16 protein-coding genes are annotated in these 15,532 nt (G+C 51.8%); 9 read left to right on the top strand and 7 right to left on the bottom strand.

All coding sequences use genetic code 11. The features are described 5' to 3' along the window. Positions 1–67: 67 nt before the first annotated feature. Together C3432_RS23515 and C3432_RS23505 are read right to left on the bottom strand one after the other, a co-directional pair. On the bottom strand, positions 68–2,635 hold the full coding sequence (locus C3432_RS23515; protein ID WP_103779445.1) for a putative mucin/carbohydrate-binding domain-containing protein: 2,568 nt from the start codon (positions 2,633–2,635) through the stop codon (positions 68–70). A 756-nt stretch (positions 2,636–3,391) separates the two neighbouring features. Next, complete coding sequence (locus C3432_RS23505; protein ID WP_103779443.1) at positions 3,392–4,261, bottom strand: AraC family transcriptional regulator; 870 nt, start codon at positions 4,259–4,261, stop codon at positions 3,392–3,394. 174 nt (positions 4,262–4,435) lie between these two features. On the opposite strand from C3432_RS23505, the gene C3432_RS23500 reads away from it, so the two are divergent. Then, a complete protein-coding gene (locus C3432_RS23500; protein ID WP_103779441.1) occupies positions 4,436–5,329 on the top strand; it encodes a DMT family transporter in 894 nt (297 codons plus the stop codon). Positions 5,330–5,365: 36 nt separating this feature from the next. Here C3432_RS23500 and C3432_RS23495 read toward each other — a convergent pair whose 3' ends face one another. From C3432_RS23495 to tehA, 3 genes are all read right to left on the bottom strand, one after another. Continuing rightward, positions 5,366–6,034 carry a DUF3313 domain-containing protein gene (locus C3432_RS23495; RefSeq protein WP_103779439.1) on the bottom strand — a complete coding sequence of 223 codons (669 nt, stop codon included), beginning with the start codon at positions 6,032–6,034 and terminating at the stop codon, positions 5,366–5,368. 157 nt (positions 6,035–6,191) lie between these two features. Further along, entirely contained in the window at positions 6,192–6,788 is a 597-nt protein-coding gene (tehB, locus tag C3432_RS23490; protein WP_103779437.1) for a tellurite resistance methyltransferase TehB, read from the bottom strand. Next, positions 6,785–7,789: a dicarboxylate transporter/tellurite-resistance protein TehA gene (gene tehA, locus C3432_RS23485; protein WP_103779435.1), complete on the bottom strand. Its 1,005-nt coding sequence runs from the start codon at positions 7,787–7,789 to the stop codon at positions 6,785–6,787. Before tehA ends, tehB begins: the two co-directional genes overlap by 4 nt. Positions 7,790–7,985: 196 nt before the next feature. Here tehA and ydcK point away from each other — a divergent pair, with 196 nt between their 5' ends. Further along, positions 7,986–8,966 carry a YdcK family protein gene (ydcK, locus tag C3432_RS23480; RefSeq protein ID WP_103779433.1) on the top strand — a complete coding sequence of 327 codons (981 nt, stop codon included), beginning with the start codon at positions 7,986–7,988 and terminating at the stop codon, positions 8,964–8,966. On the opposite strand, the gene rimL is transcribed toward ydcK, so the two are convergent. Continuing rightward, the gene (rimL, locus tag C3432_RS23475; protein ID WP_103779431.1) at positions 8,958–9,503 is read right to left on the bottom strand and encodes a 50S ribosomal protein L7/L12-serine acetyltransferase; all 546 of its coding nucleotides are present in this window, start codon (positions 9,501–9,503) and stop codon (positions 8,958–8,960) included. The two genes, ydcK and rimL, sit on opposite strands and share 9 nt — an antisense overlap. 183 nt (positions 9,504–9,686) lie before the next feature. On the opposite strand from rimL, the gene C3432_RS23470 reads away from it, so the two are divergent. From C3432_RS23470 to C3432_RS23440, 7 genes are all read left to right on the top strand, one after another. Further along, positions 9,687–10,808 carry a M42 family metallopeptidase gene (locus tag C3432_RS23470; protein ID WP_103779429.1) on the top strand — a complete coding sequence of 374 codons (1,122 nt, stop codon included), beginning with the start codon at positions 9,687–9,689 and terminating at the stop codon, positions 10,806–10,808. Next, entirely contained in the window at positions 10,805–11,083 is a 279-nt protein-coding gene (gene sgcB, locus C3432_RS23465) for a PTS sugar transporter subunit IIB SgcB (protein WP_103779427.1), read from the top strand. Before C3432_RS23470 ends, sgcB begins: the two co-directional genes overlap by 4 nt. A gap of 12 nt (positions 11,084–11,095) precedes the next feature. After that, a complete protein-coding gene (sgcC, locus tag C3432_RS23460; protein ID WP_103779425.1) occupies positions 11,096–12,409 on the top strand; it encodes a PTS sugar transporter subunit IIC SgcC in 1,314 nt (437 codons plus the stop codon). Positions 12,410–12,421: 12 nt separating this feature from the next. Continuing rightward, positions 12,422–13,228: a BtpA family protein SgcQ gene (sgcQ, locus tag C3432_RS23455; protein WP_103779423.1), complete on the top strand. Its 807-nt coding sequence runs from the start codon at positions 12,422–12,424 to the stop codon at positions 13,226–13,228. 130 nt (positions 13,229–13,358) lie between these two features. Further along, positions 13,359–13,790: an SgcA family PTS sugar transporter subunit IIA gene (gene sgcA, locus C3432_RS23450; protein WP_103779421.1), complete on the top strand. Its 432-nt coding sequence runs from the start codon at positions 13,359–13,361 to the stop codon at positions 13,788–13,790. A gap of 11 nt (positions 13,791–13,801) precedes the next feature. Next, positions 13,802–14,434, top strand: coding sequence for a ribulose-phosphate 3 epimerase family protein (locus C3432_RS23445; RefSeq protein ID WP_103779419.1), 633 nt, complete (start codon positions 13,802–13,804; stop codon positions 14,432–14,434). A gap of 16 nt (positions 14,435–14,450) precedes the next feature. After that, positions 14,451–15,227, top strand: coding sequence for a DeoR/GlpR family DNA-binding transcription regulator (locus tag C3432_RS23440; protein WP_103779417.1), 777 nt, complete (start codon positions 14,451–14,453; stop codon positions 15,225–15,227). Between the two features lie 47 nt (positions 15,228–15,274). On the opposite strand, the gene C3432_RS23435 is transcribed toward C3432_RS23440, so the two are convergent. After that, positions 15,275–15,499, bottom strand: coding sequence for a YdcH family protein (locus tag C3432_RS23435; protein ID WP_103779415.1), 225 nt, complete (start codon positions 15,497–15,499; stop codon positions 15,275–15,277). Positions 15,500–15,532: the final 33 nt, after the last annotated feature.

The raw sequence follows: 15,532 nt of genomic DNA, 5'->3' as shown, positions 1-15,532 counted from the left end.
GCTTAAGGTTTTCTGCTTGATGAGGAAGTGCGGCAACATTGACATTTGCTACCGCATAATCCACAAATTAATCAACAATTCGTTCCAGTCCCACAGTTGTAATACGATAATTCTGCTGCTTGCCCTTTTCGGCTAACTGTACCTCTCGCATGTCGTTGGTGATGATTAAACGATTGTCCGGCTCTTCGTGATACAAGCGGATCACCTCGCCACCATAACCGGATAGCGGCAACTCGACCGAACGCATCTGCTGCGTCTGGTTGCCGATCACCTCATCGTGATACAGAATATTACCATCCGCATCTTCATATTCGAGGGAAGCGTAAACGCCGGGGAAATAATCGTGCGCAATTCCGGCTTCTATTTTAACCGTCAGTGTTTTTACCACCAGGTTTAGGGTACCTGTCAGGAACTGACGATCGCTGATCCCTCTGAAGGCCAAAGTGAACTCATTGCCAGCGTAGTCGCTCGGAGGGGTATTAACCGCAGGAATGCAGTCCTTATAGCTTGCGAGTAGTTGCTCACGCTGTGGGCTACTGAAGGTATTGATCGCCAAGTAAATGTCGTCTTTGAAAGGCGTGAAAAATGCATAATAGGCCTGAGGATAGCCACGCAAACTCACCACCGCACTCTGTAGCCGCGCCAACAATGCCTGTTCAGGATCGCCCTGCAAGGCAACATTTTTCAACCCGCTATTATCAATCGTCAATACGTTGGTTTTGTTTTTGTTGTCAATTATGCCTGGATAGGCCGGGTTCACTCGTACGCGATCCGGTTCCTCATGATAGATCTCAATCTGGTCGCCCTCACTGAATGCCAGTTCATCATGGCTCAGACTCGCATCAGTACCATGAATATCCTTACTGAAAATCAGGTTTCCTTGCGGATCTCGCACGATAATCCTGGCGTAGGTCACTCCCGGGAAGTACGCATGCGGCGTAGTGGTGGTGACGTCAATCACCAGTTTTCCCTGAGCGCAATCAACCAGCAGCGTGGCGAAAATCTTATCTCCCAGCCCCAGCAGATTGATTTCCTGCGAGACGATTGGGGAAGAGACTTTTTTGACAAAGAGTATCTCCGCCACATTATCCCCCTGCTTCACAACCAAATAGCCCGACATAGGCTGGTACTTGTGGTCTTTACCGGTAGGTAAACGCAGACTGTACACACCAATCGGCAGTTCACTCAACTCCATAGTCGGGATATTGATGCGCGTTTTATATGCATAGCGCCTCCCCTCCATCAGAATTAGATCTTCACCGTAGATTTGCGCAAAGTCATCAATGTTAAAACACAGGCTGACGTTGCCTTTCAGGCCGCAGGCTTTCAACTGAGTTGCGTCAACTAACCGGAGGGAGGAGTCCAGCTTCAGCTGGTTTCTCACTGCCTCAAGTTGCGGTTCATCGACCAATTTATACAACGGGTACACAGCCCTGGCATCACTGAGCACGTTACGATTACACTGCGTTTGAGTCACATACCCGCCGGTTAGTTGGATGAACGGCGTAACGTCCACCTGCTCTCCGGCTGCCGCAAAACTTTCAGACAACATATCCAGCAGAGCATGGTCGGAAGGAACAAAGCCCGACGTATTACAGCTTTTACGGTACTGCTGATTAAAATACGTGAAGGCGTTTTTACCCGCCTTATCCACCATCAAGACGGCAAAGTACAGCATTGAACGCTGGTCCCACTGGTTAAGCGGTGTAGCCGTGGCGATTAGGTCGATGATGTTATTCTCGACTTTTTCCATATTGCCGTAGTCATATAACCAGCCTTCTTCGTATTTGCGATCCCCCAGCAGCACATCCTGGTAGCAGGCGGCGTAAATGTTGTTCCACATCTCTCCAGTGGATAAATATTTATCCTCCGTAAAGTACCCTTGATAGCCGTGGGCTATTTCATGCAGGCTTCCCCAATTGCTGTCTTCCGGCGTCAGCCAGAAGCTGCTGATCGAGCTGCTGGTTTCCGCTGTCCACCAGACACCATAATAAGCAGCGCCAGCGCCATTTTTATCAGCCTTTATAAAGTAGCGGTTTTTAATATTACGATCTGAATCGCGCTCAGGCTCAAATGAAATACCTGCCAACGCATTATAAAAGGTAAATATTCCTTCATAATAGGCGATCAGTCCATCAATATTTTTGGCCTCCCCAAGCGCCTTTAGCTCTTTTTTACTGATTTTTGGTACTAACAGATTCGCGTATTCAGATTCAATAAAACCAAATTCTGCGTCTTGGGTATCCCAACGACTGAAAAACGCCACTTCGTTCTCACCTTTGCGGTATACAGGCAAGGTTTTCGCCGTGTCTGGATATTCAAACTCCACCACGGGCATGCCATCCACGTATGGTGTATCGATAAACGGAACCGATGCAGCGTTGAGGCTGGCCTCAACCCAGGTGCTGCCGATAAGGTATTCTGCTTCTGTTTTGCAATCGTCATTTAGCAGGCGCATTGTGAGTATTTCATTGAACGCTGCATTGGTCTGGCGAATTCTAACCGCTTGTCCGGCAGCGAGAATAATACCGAGATGTTGGCGGTCATGGTTGATACCTTTGCTCATTCCGGCAGCATCTAACCATACTGGTCTTGATAAAATATTAATCGATTTAGATTTGGTAATGTTTGACATTTTATATTCCTCAGGATTACGTTATTATCGTTAATAACCTTTAATAAATTAACTCATTGTCCTCCACCTCTTGGCTATCTGATGGTGGTTGCTGAGACGCCACACAACAAATAGTAAGTTGATTATGATTTATTGTTTTCATTGATTATGAGCTTTCACGCCCGTATCTTTGAGCGCCCTGATCTTAATATCGGGGACTGCCGGCTGATACCCGAGCGTAACCAAAAAATCACAAAAAAATGTATCCTGAATCAAATGTCGTACAATTAGTGTTTTTTGTAACAAAAAATCGATTTAATAGGCATGCAAACGGCGCTGTTTTTACGTGTCCAATAATTTATAACATTTCGGAATGCTATAAAGTGGTTAACAAATAACTATCAGGTCGGGAGGCCGATATACCCGTAGGTTTTCTGACTACTGAGAAGACTGAAAGCTATGACAGGTTCACCGGTGAGCCGGATGAACGTCAGCTGGGCCTCCCCGGGTAACCTGGAAGGTGAAACGTAGACAGCGAAGTATCCGGGCCGAAACCGAATGGTGAACGTGATCCCCCGAAATGGAAGCGATTGTGGAAGCCAACAAAGGGTTCAGCTGGCAGCAGGTTTCCGGAGGCCACACTGACGATATGCCAAAGGAAATCAACCACCGGGGGTACAGGCGTCAGCGAGTTTACAGAGATAAGTGACGGAACACTGGAGAACCGGCGGGGCTACTCACCTCATACCCGGAGATGTATGTTACACGGTATTAAGGCTACCCCGCCGCGCGTAACTGCGATGGCGTCTTACCCGTTACCTGTTTAAAACGGTTGCTGAAGTGGCTTGGGGAGCTGAAGCCGCAGGCCAGCGCAATATCGGTCAGGGAACGCTGAGAATAGCATACCAGCTGCTGCGCCAGCGCCATCCGTCGCTGCATCACATACTGATGCGGCGCCATTTTCATTGACTGGCGAAACATTCTGGCAAAGTGGAACTCGCTAAGCGCCGCTTCACTCGCCAGATCGCCCAGCGTCAGTGAATCGGCCAGATGCGACTCAATATAGGCCAGTACGTTGCGTAGCGTCACGGGTGCCAGGCCCCCCGTTACCGTCGGCAACCGCCACTGTACGTTACAGTAATTTTGAATCAGATGGGTCAGCAACAACGACGAGGCGGCGCTGAGCGTAAGATGGTTCGCTGGTTGCTGCCAGTCATTACCCAGCAAAAACTGCCGGTAGACCGCCGTGATACCCGGATCGTTGCCGAAAGTTTTTTCATCAAGCGTGAAGCCATACGGGCTTTTATCCCACACCTGTTCCCCCACCTCGCGCAAATGCGTATCGGTACAATAGAGGTGTACGAAGGAAAGATTGTCGCGGATGTCCCAGGTGGATTCGCTCTCTTTGGGCATCAGGCAGAAGCGGTCTGGCCCCCCTCCATTTTTCCAGCCGCCGGGCGTTTTATGGTAGCTCTCATAACCGTCCGCCACGTACAGACTCAGGGTATGGTGGTCACAGTATTGGGTAATGTTATCCCGGGTGTTGGACCATGCCGCCAGTTGGATCCCCGAATGTAACGCAACTGATTCATGCAGCACGGCATTATGTTGGCGTAATTTTTCAAAGGCATCGTAAGGCTGAGACATACCATCACATCGTGAAAAGTTGGGCAGGACCTCAGTCTATCTCAGCCAACCTTCGTTACCAGTCCCATAACGCAAAAAAGCGCAAGATTTTGCAAGTGACGCGCAAGCTCATGAAAGCCGCCCTTTTCGCTTCCTGTCATCGTTATTGTCCGGATGAGAAGAAAAGAGAGAATTATGAACGTGCTACTGTACGGCCTGGTCGTGGTTATTTGGGGAACAACGTGGATTGCTATCTATCTGCAACAGGGACCGGTTTCTGCCCCCGTGTCCATTTTCTGGCGCTTCGCCGTTGCCACCGCATTAATGATGCTGATGATGAGCATGCGGGGAAAACTGCGTAAGCTTTCCGGTCGCGACCACCTGTTTTGTATCATGCAGGGCTGCTGCGTTTTCTGTTTTAATTTCTGGTGTTTTTATACCGCCGCTGCATGGATCAACACCGGACTGGAGTCGGTCATTTTCTCGATGGCGGTATTATTCAATGCGGTCAATAGCTTCATCTTTTTTGGACAAAAGCCCCCGGCGCGTTTCTATTACGCTGCGGCGTTAGGCGTGACGGGCATCATTACGCTGTTCTGGCAGGATCTGGTTAACAGTGGATTCAGCCATTCGCTGTTGCTCGGGATCGGCCTCAGCGCCCTCGGCACCTTTGGATTCTCCTTAGGTAACATGATAAGCCTGCGCCACCAGAAAAAGGGGCTGGAGATAATGACCACCAATAGCTGGGCCATGCTGTACGGCACGCTGCTTATCGCCGTCATCGCCCTGTTGCGCGGCGATAGCTTCGCCCCCCAGTGGACCTTCAGCTATCTCGGCGCGCTGTTATATCTGGCCGTATTTGGTTCAGTGATCGCTTTCGGCGCTTATTTCACTCTGGTGGGGCGTATTGGACCCAGCAATGCCGCTTACAGCACGCTGCTTTTTCCGCTGGTTGCCCTGTCGATCTCCACCGTTTATGAGGGATATGTGTGGGAAGTGAATGCCGTTATTGGGCTGATACTAATTCTGGCAGGAAATCTGGTGATGTTTGCCCGCCCGCAAGCGTTCTTGCGTCGACGAATAGCGTAAAGAGAAGCGCCATCCCTGGGGGATGGCGCTGTAACGTTATTTTTTATTCACCTCAAACATGGTGGCATCTGTCCCCATGTCATCGATAACCTGTTTCAACGCCTCAAACGTCATTGGCGTGTTTTCGTTGCTCAGGTCTTTACCTTCTCCCTGACGTACAACTTTAATGACAGGCTTATGCGTAGCCGCATCAATCAGCTCGCCTTCAAAGTAGAGGTGTGTGTCCATAGTACGATGGCCTGTGGCCATTTGCGTTCCTGCGACGACCAACGCCACCGGAACCACTTCATAGAACTGAAGACCTTCTTTGCTGGTATCCACACCGGTGATCGCGCCACGGAAGATCAGGCTGCGCGGACCTGGGGTGGTGACCAGAGGTTTACGCTGACTGACAGACGTTTTCATCTTGTCATTGGTGTACGCCAGCAGTCTATCCAGAACCTTCTCGCCCACCTGGGTGGTGGGTTTGGGTACCGGATAATAAGTAATCGGATTCCAGACAATGTTATCGTAATTAGCTTCATTAAAATCTGGAGAAACCCAACGCAGCACGGGTTTACCTGTTGCTGATGTTGTTTCTTGTAAACCTGAGTAATCCTTTAAAAAACCTGAATATTTCTCCGGCTGGGTAATTTTAGATGCACAACCGGATAACGCCAGCAAGCCTGAAAGCACTGCAACTTTAAAAAAAGTATGAGTACGCATGAAACGATCCCTTTAATTTTTGCAGATATGCAAATGAAATAGTAGCAAAGGGAAATCAGTTCCGTCGTCCTAAAAATGGTAACAAACGCACAATTTACTCTCTGCGCGCGAAACGGTAAAAATAGTCGTGCGCAGAGGGACTTACAGTCGACGAATGTCAGCCTGTTTTACGCGCCAAAAGCGTCGCAAAACGCAGCTTGATACGGTTGCCGTTTTCGTCAGTACGGTGCAGCTCGCCAACATCTTCGTTGTACTTCAGCCGCTCCCAGCCGTCGTAATAGCGACGTAACTCCCCTTCTTTAAACGCAAACGGGAAGCCAACGGTACACGGAAAATCGTCTGTATCCATCGCGGCGACAATCAGGTTATACCCGCCCGGCCTGGTACAGCGCTGCATATTCGCGATAAGCCCTGGAATGGTCTTCGCTTCAAGGAACATCATCACAACGGTCGAGAGGATAAAATCATATTCGCCCTCAAAACGTAGTGCATTGAGATCCACTACCTTCGCCTGCAGATTTTCCAGCCCTTCTGCGGCCTTGATCCGCTCGACGTTGGCGATGCTCATTGGGTTTTTGTCCCACGCGGTCACCTGATAGCCGTTCGCCGCCAGGTAGAAGCTGTTACGGCCATTTCCGCATCCCAGATCCAGCGTTTTACCCGGCTTCACTACCTTCACGGCTTCAAGCACATCCGAATGGGTACGGGTTAAATCGTATTTCTCAGTAAAGTAGTTTTCATCGCGAAGGGTCATGTGTTGTCCTCAGATTTCAGTAATGCGGCACGTTCGGTACAGATAAGCAGTTTTCCCTGAATCAGCAATGCGAACGTGCGGATCAGCAAGAGTGCGATAATGAAGTTAGTAAAGATGAATAACGGAATTGCCAGCGTATGAAAAAAACCGGATTCGCTGGCATGACCCAGATGTAATCCTGTGGTCGCCAATGCCGACACGCCAAATGAGAAACTCCAGAAAGAGGCGTTGAACGGTTGTGAGAGATACCACGGCATCAGGCGCAGCATAAACAGCAGCTGCAGCAACCCGTAGCCGAACAGCATTTTTGCCAGCGTATCCCCTTCGCCGCCATTGACGCTCAGCCAGGCGCTACAGGCCACCAGCGCCGGAGCCAGCTGAATACCAAGTGAGGTGCGCAGCACGGTGGGCAACTCACCGCAGCTGCGTAGCCGCTGAAGTATCACCGGCTCCAGGCTCAGCCAGGAAAACACGCCAGCGCCCAGAAACACCAGACCGGCATCGGTGTAGCCCAGCGCGCCGCAGGCCATCGCACTGATAAAGTTATTGGCGACCGTTGGCAAATACAGCCCTGGCGTGGTTGCCTCTTCAGGATGCGAGCCGCGCCACAATCCCGCCGTTTGCCAGGCAGCGTAAGTCAGTTGGATCACCACGCCGACGCTGAATAATCCCACCGCTAATGGGCGGTACCAGGGAACAAAGCCAATAGCCACCAGCATGGTGGTGGCCGGAAACAGGCTGACAAAACTGCTCATCACCGGATGACGAATCTCAGCGATGACGCTGTGGGGGAATCGTACCAGCCGGGTGAGAAAAGCCAGCGTCAGCAATCCCCAGAGGATCATGGCAAAAACCACCAGCCCATCGCCAATCCAGTGAGTTACCTGCCATATCTGGCTGGCATAACGCCAGGCGAAACCCATCCCGATGGTTCCCAGCACCATGCCAAAATAACCGGCAGGCAGATTTAGCACCCGTTTGTTCTGTGCGTTTTTACTCATTTTGTTTAATTTATAAAGTATATTTTAAATGCATTTTATGGAATTTCCGATCGTTTAGCCAGCAACACAAAATTGGTTACGGTTATATATACTCTAACGAGTTGGGCTGCGGGACAAAACGGCGTAGTCGTTTCGATCAGCGCTCGCCCCGCAGCCTGAAGTGTGACGAGTATAAACACGTAAACGGAAAGCCCCCATGACCAAATATCGGCTGAGTGAAGAACAGCGATCCTTCAGTTATCAGGATAAGGGTAACAAAAAGAGCGTATTACTACGCCAGATTATCGCCCTCTCCGCGTTTAATGATGTCAACGCCGGTGAGGCTGGCGGCTGGGTTGATAGTGAAAGCGCACTGGCCCAGGACGGGCACTGCTGGATTTACGATGTGAATACGCTCGTTTTTGCCGGGGCCAAAATATCGGGAAATGCGCGAATCACCGGCATCTGCGTCATTCAGGGTAACGTTGAAATTAGCGATAACGCCTGGATTGGCGATTCGGAGATTGGTCACGGCGCCAGAATAAGTGACAACGTCACCATAGAAAATTCTCGTGTACACGGCGAGTGTCACCTTTTTGGCAATGCCCGCATCCTTGAAGAGTCAGACATCATCGCGGCCAAAGGATTAACGCAGGAAAGCGATCTTCCGTTGCAGATTTATGACCGTGCAACCGTCACTCGCTCACGCATTGTGCATCAGGCGCAGATTTACGGAGATGCGGTTGTCCGTCAGGCGTTTATTGAGCATCGCGCGGAGGTTTTCGACTTCGCCTGGCTGGAAGGCAATGAAGAGAATAACGTCTGGCTGTGCGACTGTGCAAAAGTGTACGGCCACGCGCGGGTCATTGCCGGGCGCGAAGTGGATGCGATCCCGACTCTGCATTACCGTTCACAAGTGGCTGAATATGCTACCGTTGAAGGCAACTGTGTGCTGAAACAGCATGTTCTGGTTGGCGGTAATGCGCAAGTGCGCGGCGGTCCGGTCTTGCTTGACGATCACATCCTGATTCAGGGAAATGCCCGCATACTCGGCGCGGTGATTATCGAAAATCATATCGAAGTGACCGACCATGCCGTGATTGAAGCGGCTGAGGGGGACACCATCCAGCTGCGCGGGCCAAAAGTGATCAACGGCAAGGCGTATATTATCCGGACGCCGTTGATTGGCTCACTCTGACGCCGGTTCGACGATCCGTGCGTACAGATTCACATCGTCATAGCTATCGTTCAGGAATTCGGCCTGTTTCATACGGCCTTCCAGAACGAACCCGTTACGCAGTGCCACCTGATTACTCGCCAGATTATCGACCCGACATTTGATCACAAACCGCCGCATTTCGCCCTGTTGCGCAAAGTGATGAATCAATGCCTGTAACGCACGGGACATGATCCCCTGCCCCTGATGCGCCTCATCCAGCCAGTAGCCGACATAGGCCGCTTTGTTCAGTGGCTCAATCTGATTGAACGACAGCACCCCCACCAACGCATCGCGCATAAATATCAGGAACATTTTGGCATAGCCACGCTGATGCAGCATCATGTTGCCCTGTACGTTTTTACGCGTGTCATCTTCAGAGGTAATGGACTGCGGCCAGTTCAGCGACTGCTGCAACCACGCTTGATTTTTGAGTACGAGTTGATGCAATGCCCCGACGTGACTTTCATTCACCGCCCGCAGTTGCAGCGTTTCATTAATCTCAATTATTTCACTCATGATTTCCGCTCTCCCCCTCCGCAACTTTCATAAATTTTGAGCGCTTTTATTCCATTCTCATCACATTATTTTTTATTTGTCCTGCTCTGCGCATTTCTACGTGAGGCTGCTCACAATTACCCGACCATTCTGCGCCTATAAAACGCTCAATGAGTGATTGTTTTACGTTTAACGGAGATAGCTATGTCATTTTCTGTGCAGGAAACGCTGTTCTCGCTTTTACAACACAATGCGCTTTCAGGACATGAAAACGCAGTCGCTGAAGTCATGCTGCGAGAATTTGGCCGTCAGGCAAAAGAGGTCTGGCGCGATCGGTTAGGAAATGTCGTCGCCCGCTACGGCAGCGATCGTCCCGATGCGTTGCGACTGATGATTTTCGCGCACATGGACGAAGTTGGTTTTATGGTGCGCAAAATTGAACCGTCAGGATTTTTGCGCTTCGAGCGCGTGGGCGGCCCTGCGCAGATCACCATGTCCGGTTCCGTCGTCACGCTCGCCGGCGACAAAGGTCCGGTTATGGGGTGTATCGGCATTAAGGCCTACCACTTTGCCAAAGGCGATGAGCGCACGCAGCCACCGCCCATCGATAAAATGTGGATTGATATCGGCGCCAAAGACAAAGACGACGCCATACGGATGGGCATTCAGACAGGGACGCCGGTCACGCTGTACAACCCACCGCAGCTGCTGGCTAACGATCTTGTCTGTAGCAAAGCGCTTGATGACCGCCTGGGCTGTACCGCGTTGCTTGGCGTGGCGGATGCCATTGGCGCTGCCCCGCTGGATATCGCTGTTTATCTGGTCGCTTCCGTGCAGGAAGAGTTCAACATTCGCGGTATTGTTCCCGTATTGCGTCGTGTAAAACCCGATCTGGCGATAGGTATTGATATCACGCCGTCATGTGACACCCCGGATCTACAGGACTATTCAGAGGTCCGGATCAACCAGGGCGTGGGGATCACCTGCCTGAACTACCATGGGCGGGGAACGCTGGCGGGATTAATCACGCCGCCACGCCTGATAAGGATGCTGGAACAGACGGCCCGTGAACATAACATTCCGGTACAGCGCGAAGTCGCTCCCGGCGTGATAACCGAAACGGGTTATATTCAGGTTGAGCTGGATGGCATTCCCTGCGCCAGCCTCTCTATTCCCTGTCGCTATACCCATTCCCCTGCGGAGGTCGCCAGCCTGCGTGACCTGACTGACTGCATCCGCTTACTGACCGCCCTTGCTGGTATGCCAGCAGAGCATTTTCCCGTTGAGCCTGATTCAGGCACTACACAAGAGGCACATCCATTATGAAAAAGATCCTTGTGGCATGCGGTACCGGCATGTCGACATCAACCATGATTGCACACAAATTGCAGGAATTTCTGACCGAACAAGGCATTGCGGCCACCACCGCCCAGTGCTGTCTGAATGAGATCCCGCTTAATTGTAACGGCATGGACCTTATTGTGACCTCCATGCGCACCAACAGCGATTACGGTATCCCTACGCTTAATGGCGCCGCCCTGCTGACAGGGATCAACGACGACGCATTAAAACAAGAAATCAAGGCTCTGTTAACCCAATAATAAGGAGGCATTATGTTTGATTACATCCTGTCTCTCGGCGGCACCGTTTTCGTCCCTATCATCATGATCCTGATTGGCCTTATCTTCCGTATCCCCTGGCTGCAGGCGATTAAGGCAGGGGTAACGGTCGGGATTGGCTTTGTGGGGATGGGGCTGGTGATCGTCATGGCGATCGACAGTCTCAGCCCTCCCATCAAAGTGATGATTGAACGCTTCGGCCTGACCCTGCATATCTTTGACGTTGGTGCCGGCCCCGCCTCCGGCGTGGGATACGCAACCGCCATTGGCGCCATGATTATCCCGGTTATTTTTCTGCTCAACGTCGCGATGCTGGTCACCCGTCTGACCAAAACGATGAACGTCGATATCTATAACTACTGGCACTACGCCATTACCGGTACGGTAGTCCAGCTCATGACCGGCAGCCTGATTTATGGCGTGCTGGGGGCTATCTGCCATGCGGCGCTATCGTTAAAGATGGCCGACTGGACGGCAAAGCGGGTGCAAAACATCGTCGGGCTGGAAGGTATTTCGATACCACAAGGCTATGGCTCAAGCTCAGTACCGCTGTTCGTTCTGCTGGATGCGATATACGAAAAAATCCCGTTTATGAAAGGACGCAATATTGACGCCCAGGAGATCCAGAAACGTTACGGGATGGTCGGCGATCCGGTCATTATCGGCGTGGTGCTCGGTCTGATTTTTGGCCTGGCGGCAGGCGAAGGTTTTAAAGGCTGCGCCAGCCTGATGATTACCGTCGCGGCAATTATGGTGCTGTTCCCGCGCATGATCCGCCTGATTGTCGAAGGCTTAATGCCCATCTCCGACGGCGCAAGAAAATTCTTCCAGAAGTATTTCAAAGGACGTGAAGTCTATATCGGTCTGGATACCGCCGTGACGCTGGGCCATCCCACCACCATTGCCGTAGGTCTGTTACTGATCCCTATTATGCTGATTCTGGCCAGTATCTTACCGGGCAATAAAGTGTTACCCCTCGCCGACCTGCCGGTAGCGCCGTTCTTTATCTGTATGGCTACGGTTATCCATCGTGGTGACCTGATTCGTACCTTGATAAGCGGGGTCATCGTGATGATTACCGTCCTGCTGATCGCCACCCGGTTCGCCCCTTACTTCACCGAAATGGCGCTTAAAGGCGGTTTCAGCTTTGCCGGTGAAAGTGCGCAAATCTCGGCGCTGTCCGTAGGCAACATGTTTGGCTGGTCGATTTCAGAACTCATGTCGCTTGGCATTATCGGCGTCGTCGTGGCGGTCGGAATTGTCGCCTGTGTCGTGCTGTTCTTACGTAAACGTGAATTATCGGAATAAGGAGTACCTTCAATGAGTTGGCTGAAAGAGGTTATTGGAACGGAAAAAGCCGTCATCGCCATGTGTCATTTGCGCGCATTGCCCGGCGATCCGGGTTTTGATACGCAAAAGGGGATGAACTGGGTTATCGACAGAGCCTGGGACGATCTGATGGCGCTACAAAATGGCGGTGTGGATGCGGTGATGTTCTCCAACGAGTTTAGTCTTCCCTATCTTACGAAGGTTCGTCCGGAAACGACTGCTGCGATGGCGCGAATCATCGGACAATTGATGCACGAAATCCGCATCCCGTTTGGCGTGAATGTGCTGTGGGATCCGGTCGCCTCATTCGACCTGGCGATGGCGACCGGCGCTAAGTTTATCCGCGAGATATTTACCGGTGCCTACGCCAGCGACTTCGGCGTCTGGGACACTAACGTCGGTGAGACGATTCGTCATCAGCACCGGATTGGCGCGGGCGAAGTGAAAACCTTATTCAATATCGTCCCTGAGGCCGCGGTTTATCTGGGCAATCGCGATATCTGTTCCATTGCTAAATCAACGGTATTTAACAACCATCCTGATGCGCTCTGCGTCTCTGGCCTGACCGCCGGGGCGCGTACCGACAGCGCGCTGTTAAAACGGGTTAAAGAAACGGTGCCTGACACCGTGGTGCTGGCCAATACGGGGGTCTGTCTGGAAAACGTCGAGGAGCAGCTCAGCATCGCCGACGGCTGTGTGACCGCGACAACGTTTAAAAAGGACGGCGTTTTCGCCAACTTTGTTGATCAGGCGCGAGTCAGCCAGTTTATGGAGAAAGTGCATCATATTCGCCAGTAAAAAGGGGATAAGCAGAGCGCTTATCCCCGGCAGAGAGCAATAACCCTTCTGCGATCCCTGCCGCCTTCGTCAAAAGTATCGACGGGGATCGCTATCAGATTAACCCGAACCGGCGAGGAGTCAACGACTGATGATTAATGATATTAAGTGGGTACAGGCACAACGTGAAGCCAAAGACTGGCGTCAGGCCGTGGATATCGCCGCCCGGCCGCTGATTGCGTTTGGCGCCGCGCAGCCGGGATACGTCAACGGGATCATCGAAAATACCCTTAGCTGGGGACCCTACTATTTAATTGCTCCCGGTATCGCCTTGCCGCACGCCCGACCTGAACAAGGCGCCAACGGTAATCAGGTCAGCATCACTACGCTAAAAACACCGGTCACCTTTGGCAATGAGGAGTGCGATCCCGTCTGGCTGTTGCTGTGCGTCAGCGCCACGGATGCCAATGCGCATATCCTGACGATTCAGCGCATCAGCCAGTTTATTGATTCGGCGCCACGGCTGGCGGCGGTACGGGATGCGCAGACCGACGAAGCGCTGTTTGCGCTGGTGTCTGGCTAACGGAGGCGCTCATGATCGTGCACCCTTCTCTCGCCTCAGCGAATCCTCTGCATTATGGTCGCGAGCTGACGGCATTAGACAATATGGACCTGGGTTCCCTGCATCTTGATATCGAGGACAGCAGCTTTATCAACAACATCACGTTTGGCATGAAAACGGTGCAGGCCGTTGCCCGACAGACGCAGCACCCCCTTTCCTTTCATTTTATGGTTGCCCGACCACAGCCCTGGCTGGCTCAGCTTTCAGCGCTAAAGCCCAACTGGATCTTTGTTCATGCGGAAACGCTGGAATATCCCTCGGAAATCCTGGCAGAGATCCGCAATATTGGCGCAAAAGCCGGACTGGCGTTTAATCCGGCCACCCCGGTCGAGGCGTATCACTATCTGGTGCCGCAGCTGGATGCGCTGATGGTGATGACCAGCGAACCCGATAGTCTGGGGCAACGGTTTATTCCCTCAATGTGCGCGAAGATCGGTAAAATACGCGAGATTTTCCCTCAGGCTGAGTGCTGGGCCGACGGCGGAATTACGCTGATGGCAGCACAGCAGCTGGCTGCCGCCGGGGTGCAACATGCGGTGGTGGGGCGCGCCCTGTTCTCTTCATCTGACTATCGCACGACCTTATCCCAATTCTCTGCCCTGTAAGAGGAGATACCTTCTGATGAGCCAACAGAGACCCGATCGTATCAAGCAGATGCTGCACTACCTCTGGCAACATCGCCATCTCTCCACACAACAGGCTATGGAGCTTTTCGGCTATGCGGAAGCGACTGTCCGCCGCGATTTCCAGTATATCGCCAACCAGTATCCCGGCATGATCCGCGGTCACGGCTGCCTCGACTTTGACGACAGCACCGACGACAAAGAGTATGTATTCGACGTTAAACGCACGCTGCAATCTGAAGCAAAGAGAGAAATAGCCGCCCTTGCCCGTACAATGATAAAAGATGGCGACTGCTTTTTTCTCGACTCCGGCTCCACATGTCTTGAACTGGCGAAATGTCTGGCCGATGCGCGCGTGAAGGTCATTTGCAACGACATCAAAATCGCCAACGAACTGGGCTGTTTTCCGCATGTGGAGAGCTACATCATCGGCGGGCTTATTCGTCCGGGTTACTTTTCGGTCGGAGAAAGTCTGGCGCTGGAGATGATCAATGCCTTTTCCGTGGAGCGCGCCTTTATCTCCTGCGATGCGCTGTCGCTGGAAACGGGGATCACCAATGCCACCATGTTTGAAGTCGGGGTGAAAACGCGGATTATTCAGCGTTCGCGTGAAGTCGTTCTGATGGCCGATCATTCAAAATTTGATGCCGTCGAACCCCATGCGGTTGCCACGCTATCGTGTATCAAGACGATTATCAGCGACAGCGCGTTACCCAGGGCTATTGCAGAGCGTTATCAGCGAGCCGGATGCCAGTTGTTTTTGCCCACGCGATAACGGCAGACACAAAAAAGCCGCCTGTTCCGGCGGCTGAGAAACGCAGATTACTCCGCGTCAGCACTCTCCTGCTTGAGTATTTTGAGCAGGTCATCCTTTAACTGGAGTTTCTGTTTCTTCAGGCGAACAATATCCAGACTGTACCCCCGACCATCTGCACCTTCCAGCCTGGCAATCTCGTGATCAAGGTTGTTGTGTTTTTCGAATAAGGACAGAAAGCGAGGATTCTCGGTTTTCAGTCGGGAAATCAGATCTCGGTATTCTGGAAACATACGCTCTCCCTGTTAGTGGCTAAAAAACGTGTA

It is taken from the genome of Citrobacter amalonaticus (assembly GCF_002918555.1).
In the GTDB taxonomy this organism is placed as follows: domain Bacteria; phylum Pseudomonadota; class Gammaproteobacteria; order Enterobacterales; family Enterobacteriaceae; genus Citrobacter_C; species Citrobacter_C amalonaticus_A.
This window is presented reverse-complemented; position numbering and strand designations above follow the sequence as displayed.

Excerpts from the sequence above, each read along its gene's own strand:
- C3432_RS23515 (WP_103779445.1), bottom strand. The coding sequence starts at position 2,635 with ATGTCAAACATTACCAAATCTAAATCGATTAATATTTTATCAAGACCA.
- C3432_RS23505 (WP_103779443.1), bottom strand. The coding sequence starts at position 4,261 with ATGTCTCAGCCTTACGATGCCTTTGAAAAATTACGCCAACATAATGCC.
- C3432_RS23500 (WP_103779441.1), top strand. The coding sequence starts at position 4,436 with ATGAACGTGCTACTGTACGGCCTGGTCGTGGTTATTTGGGGAACAACG.
- C3432_RS23495 (WP_103779439.1), bottom strand. The coding sequence starts at position 6,034 with ATGCGTACTCATACTTTTTTTAAAGTTGCAGTGCTTTCAGGCTTGCTG.
- tehB (WP_103779437.1), bottom strand. The coding sequence starts at position 6,788 with ATGACCCTTCGCGATGAAAACTACTTTACTGAGAAATACGATTTAACC.
- tehA (WP_103779435.1), bottom strand. The coding sequence starts at position 7,789 with ATGAGTAAAAACGCACAGAACAAACGGGTGCTAAATCTGCCTGCCGGT.
- ydcK (WP_103779433.1), top strand. The coding sequence starts at position 7,986 with ATGACCAAATATCGGCTGAGTGAAGAACAGCGATCCTTCAGTTATCAG.
- rimL (WP_103779431.1), bottom strand. The coding sequence starts at position 9,503 with ATGAGTGAAATAATTGAGATTAATGAAACGCTGCAACTGCGGGCGGTG.
- C3432_RS23470 (WP_103779429.1), top strand. The coding sequence starts at position 9,687 with ATGTCATTTTCTGTGCAGGAAACGCTGTTCTCGCTTTTACAACACAAT.
- sgcB (WP_103779427.1), top strand. The coding sequence starts at position 10,805 with ATGAAAAAGATCCTTGTGGCATGCGGTACCGGCATGTCGACATCAACC.
- sgcC (WP_103779425.1), top strand. The coding sequence starts at position 11,096 with ATGTTTGATTACATCCTGTCTCTCGGCGGCACCGTTTTCGTCCCTATC.
- sgcQ (WP_103779423.1), top strand. The coding sequence starts at position 12,422 with ATGAGTTGGCTGAAAGAGGTTATTGGAACGGAAAAAGCCGTCATCGCC.
- sgcA (WP_103779421.1), top strand. The coding sequence starts at position 13,359 with ATGATTAATGATATTAAGTGGGTACAGGCACAACGTGAAGCCAAAGAC.
- C3432_RS23445 (WP_103779419.1), top strand. The coding sequence starts at position 13,802 with ATGATCGTGCACCCTTCTCTCGCCTCAGCGAATCCTCTGCATTATGGT.
- C3432_RS23440 (WP_103779417.1), top strand. The coding sequence starts at position 14,451 with ATGAGCCAACAGAGACCCGATCGTATCAAGCAGATGCTGCACTACCTC.
- C3432_RS23435 (WP_103779415.1), bottom strand. The coding sequence starts at position 15,499 with ATGTTTCCAGAATACCGAGATCTGATTTCCCGACTGAAAACCGAGAAT.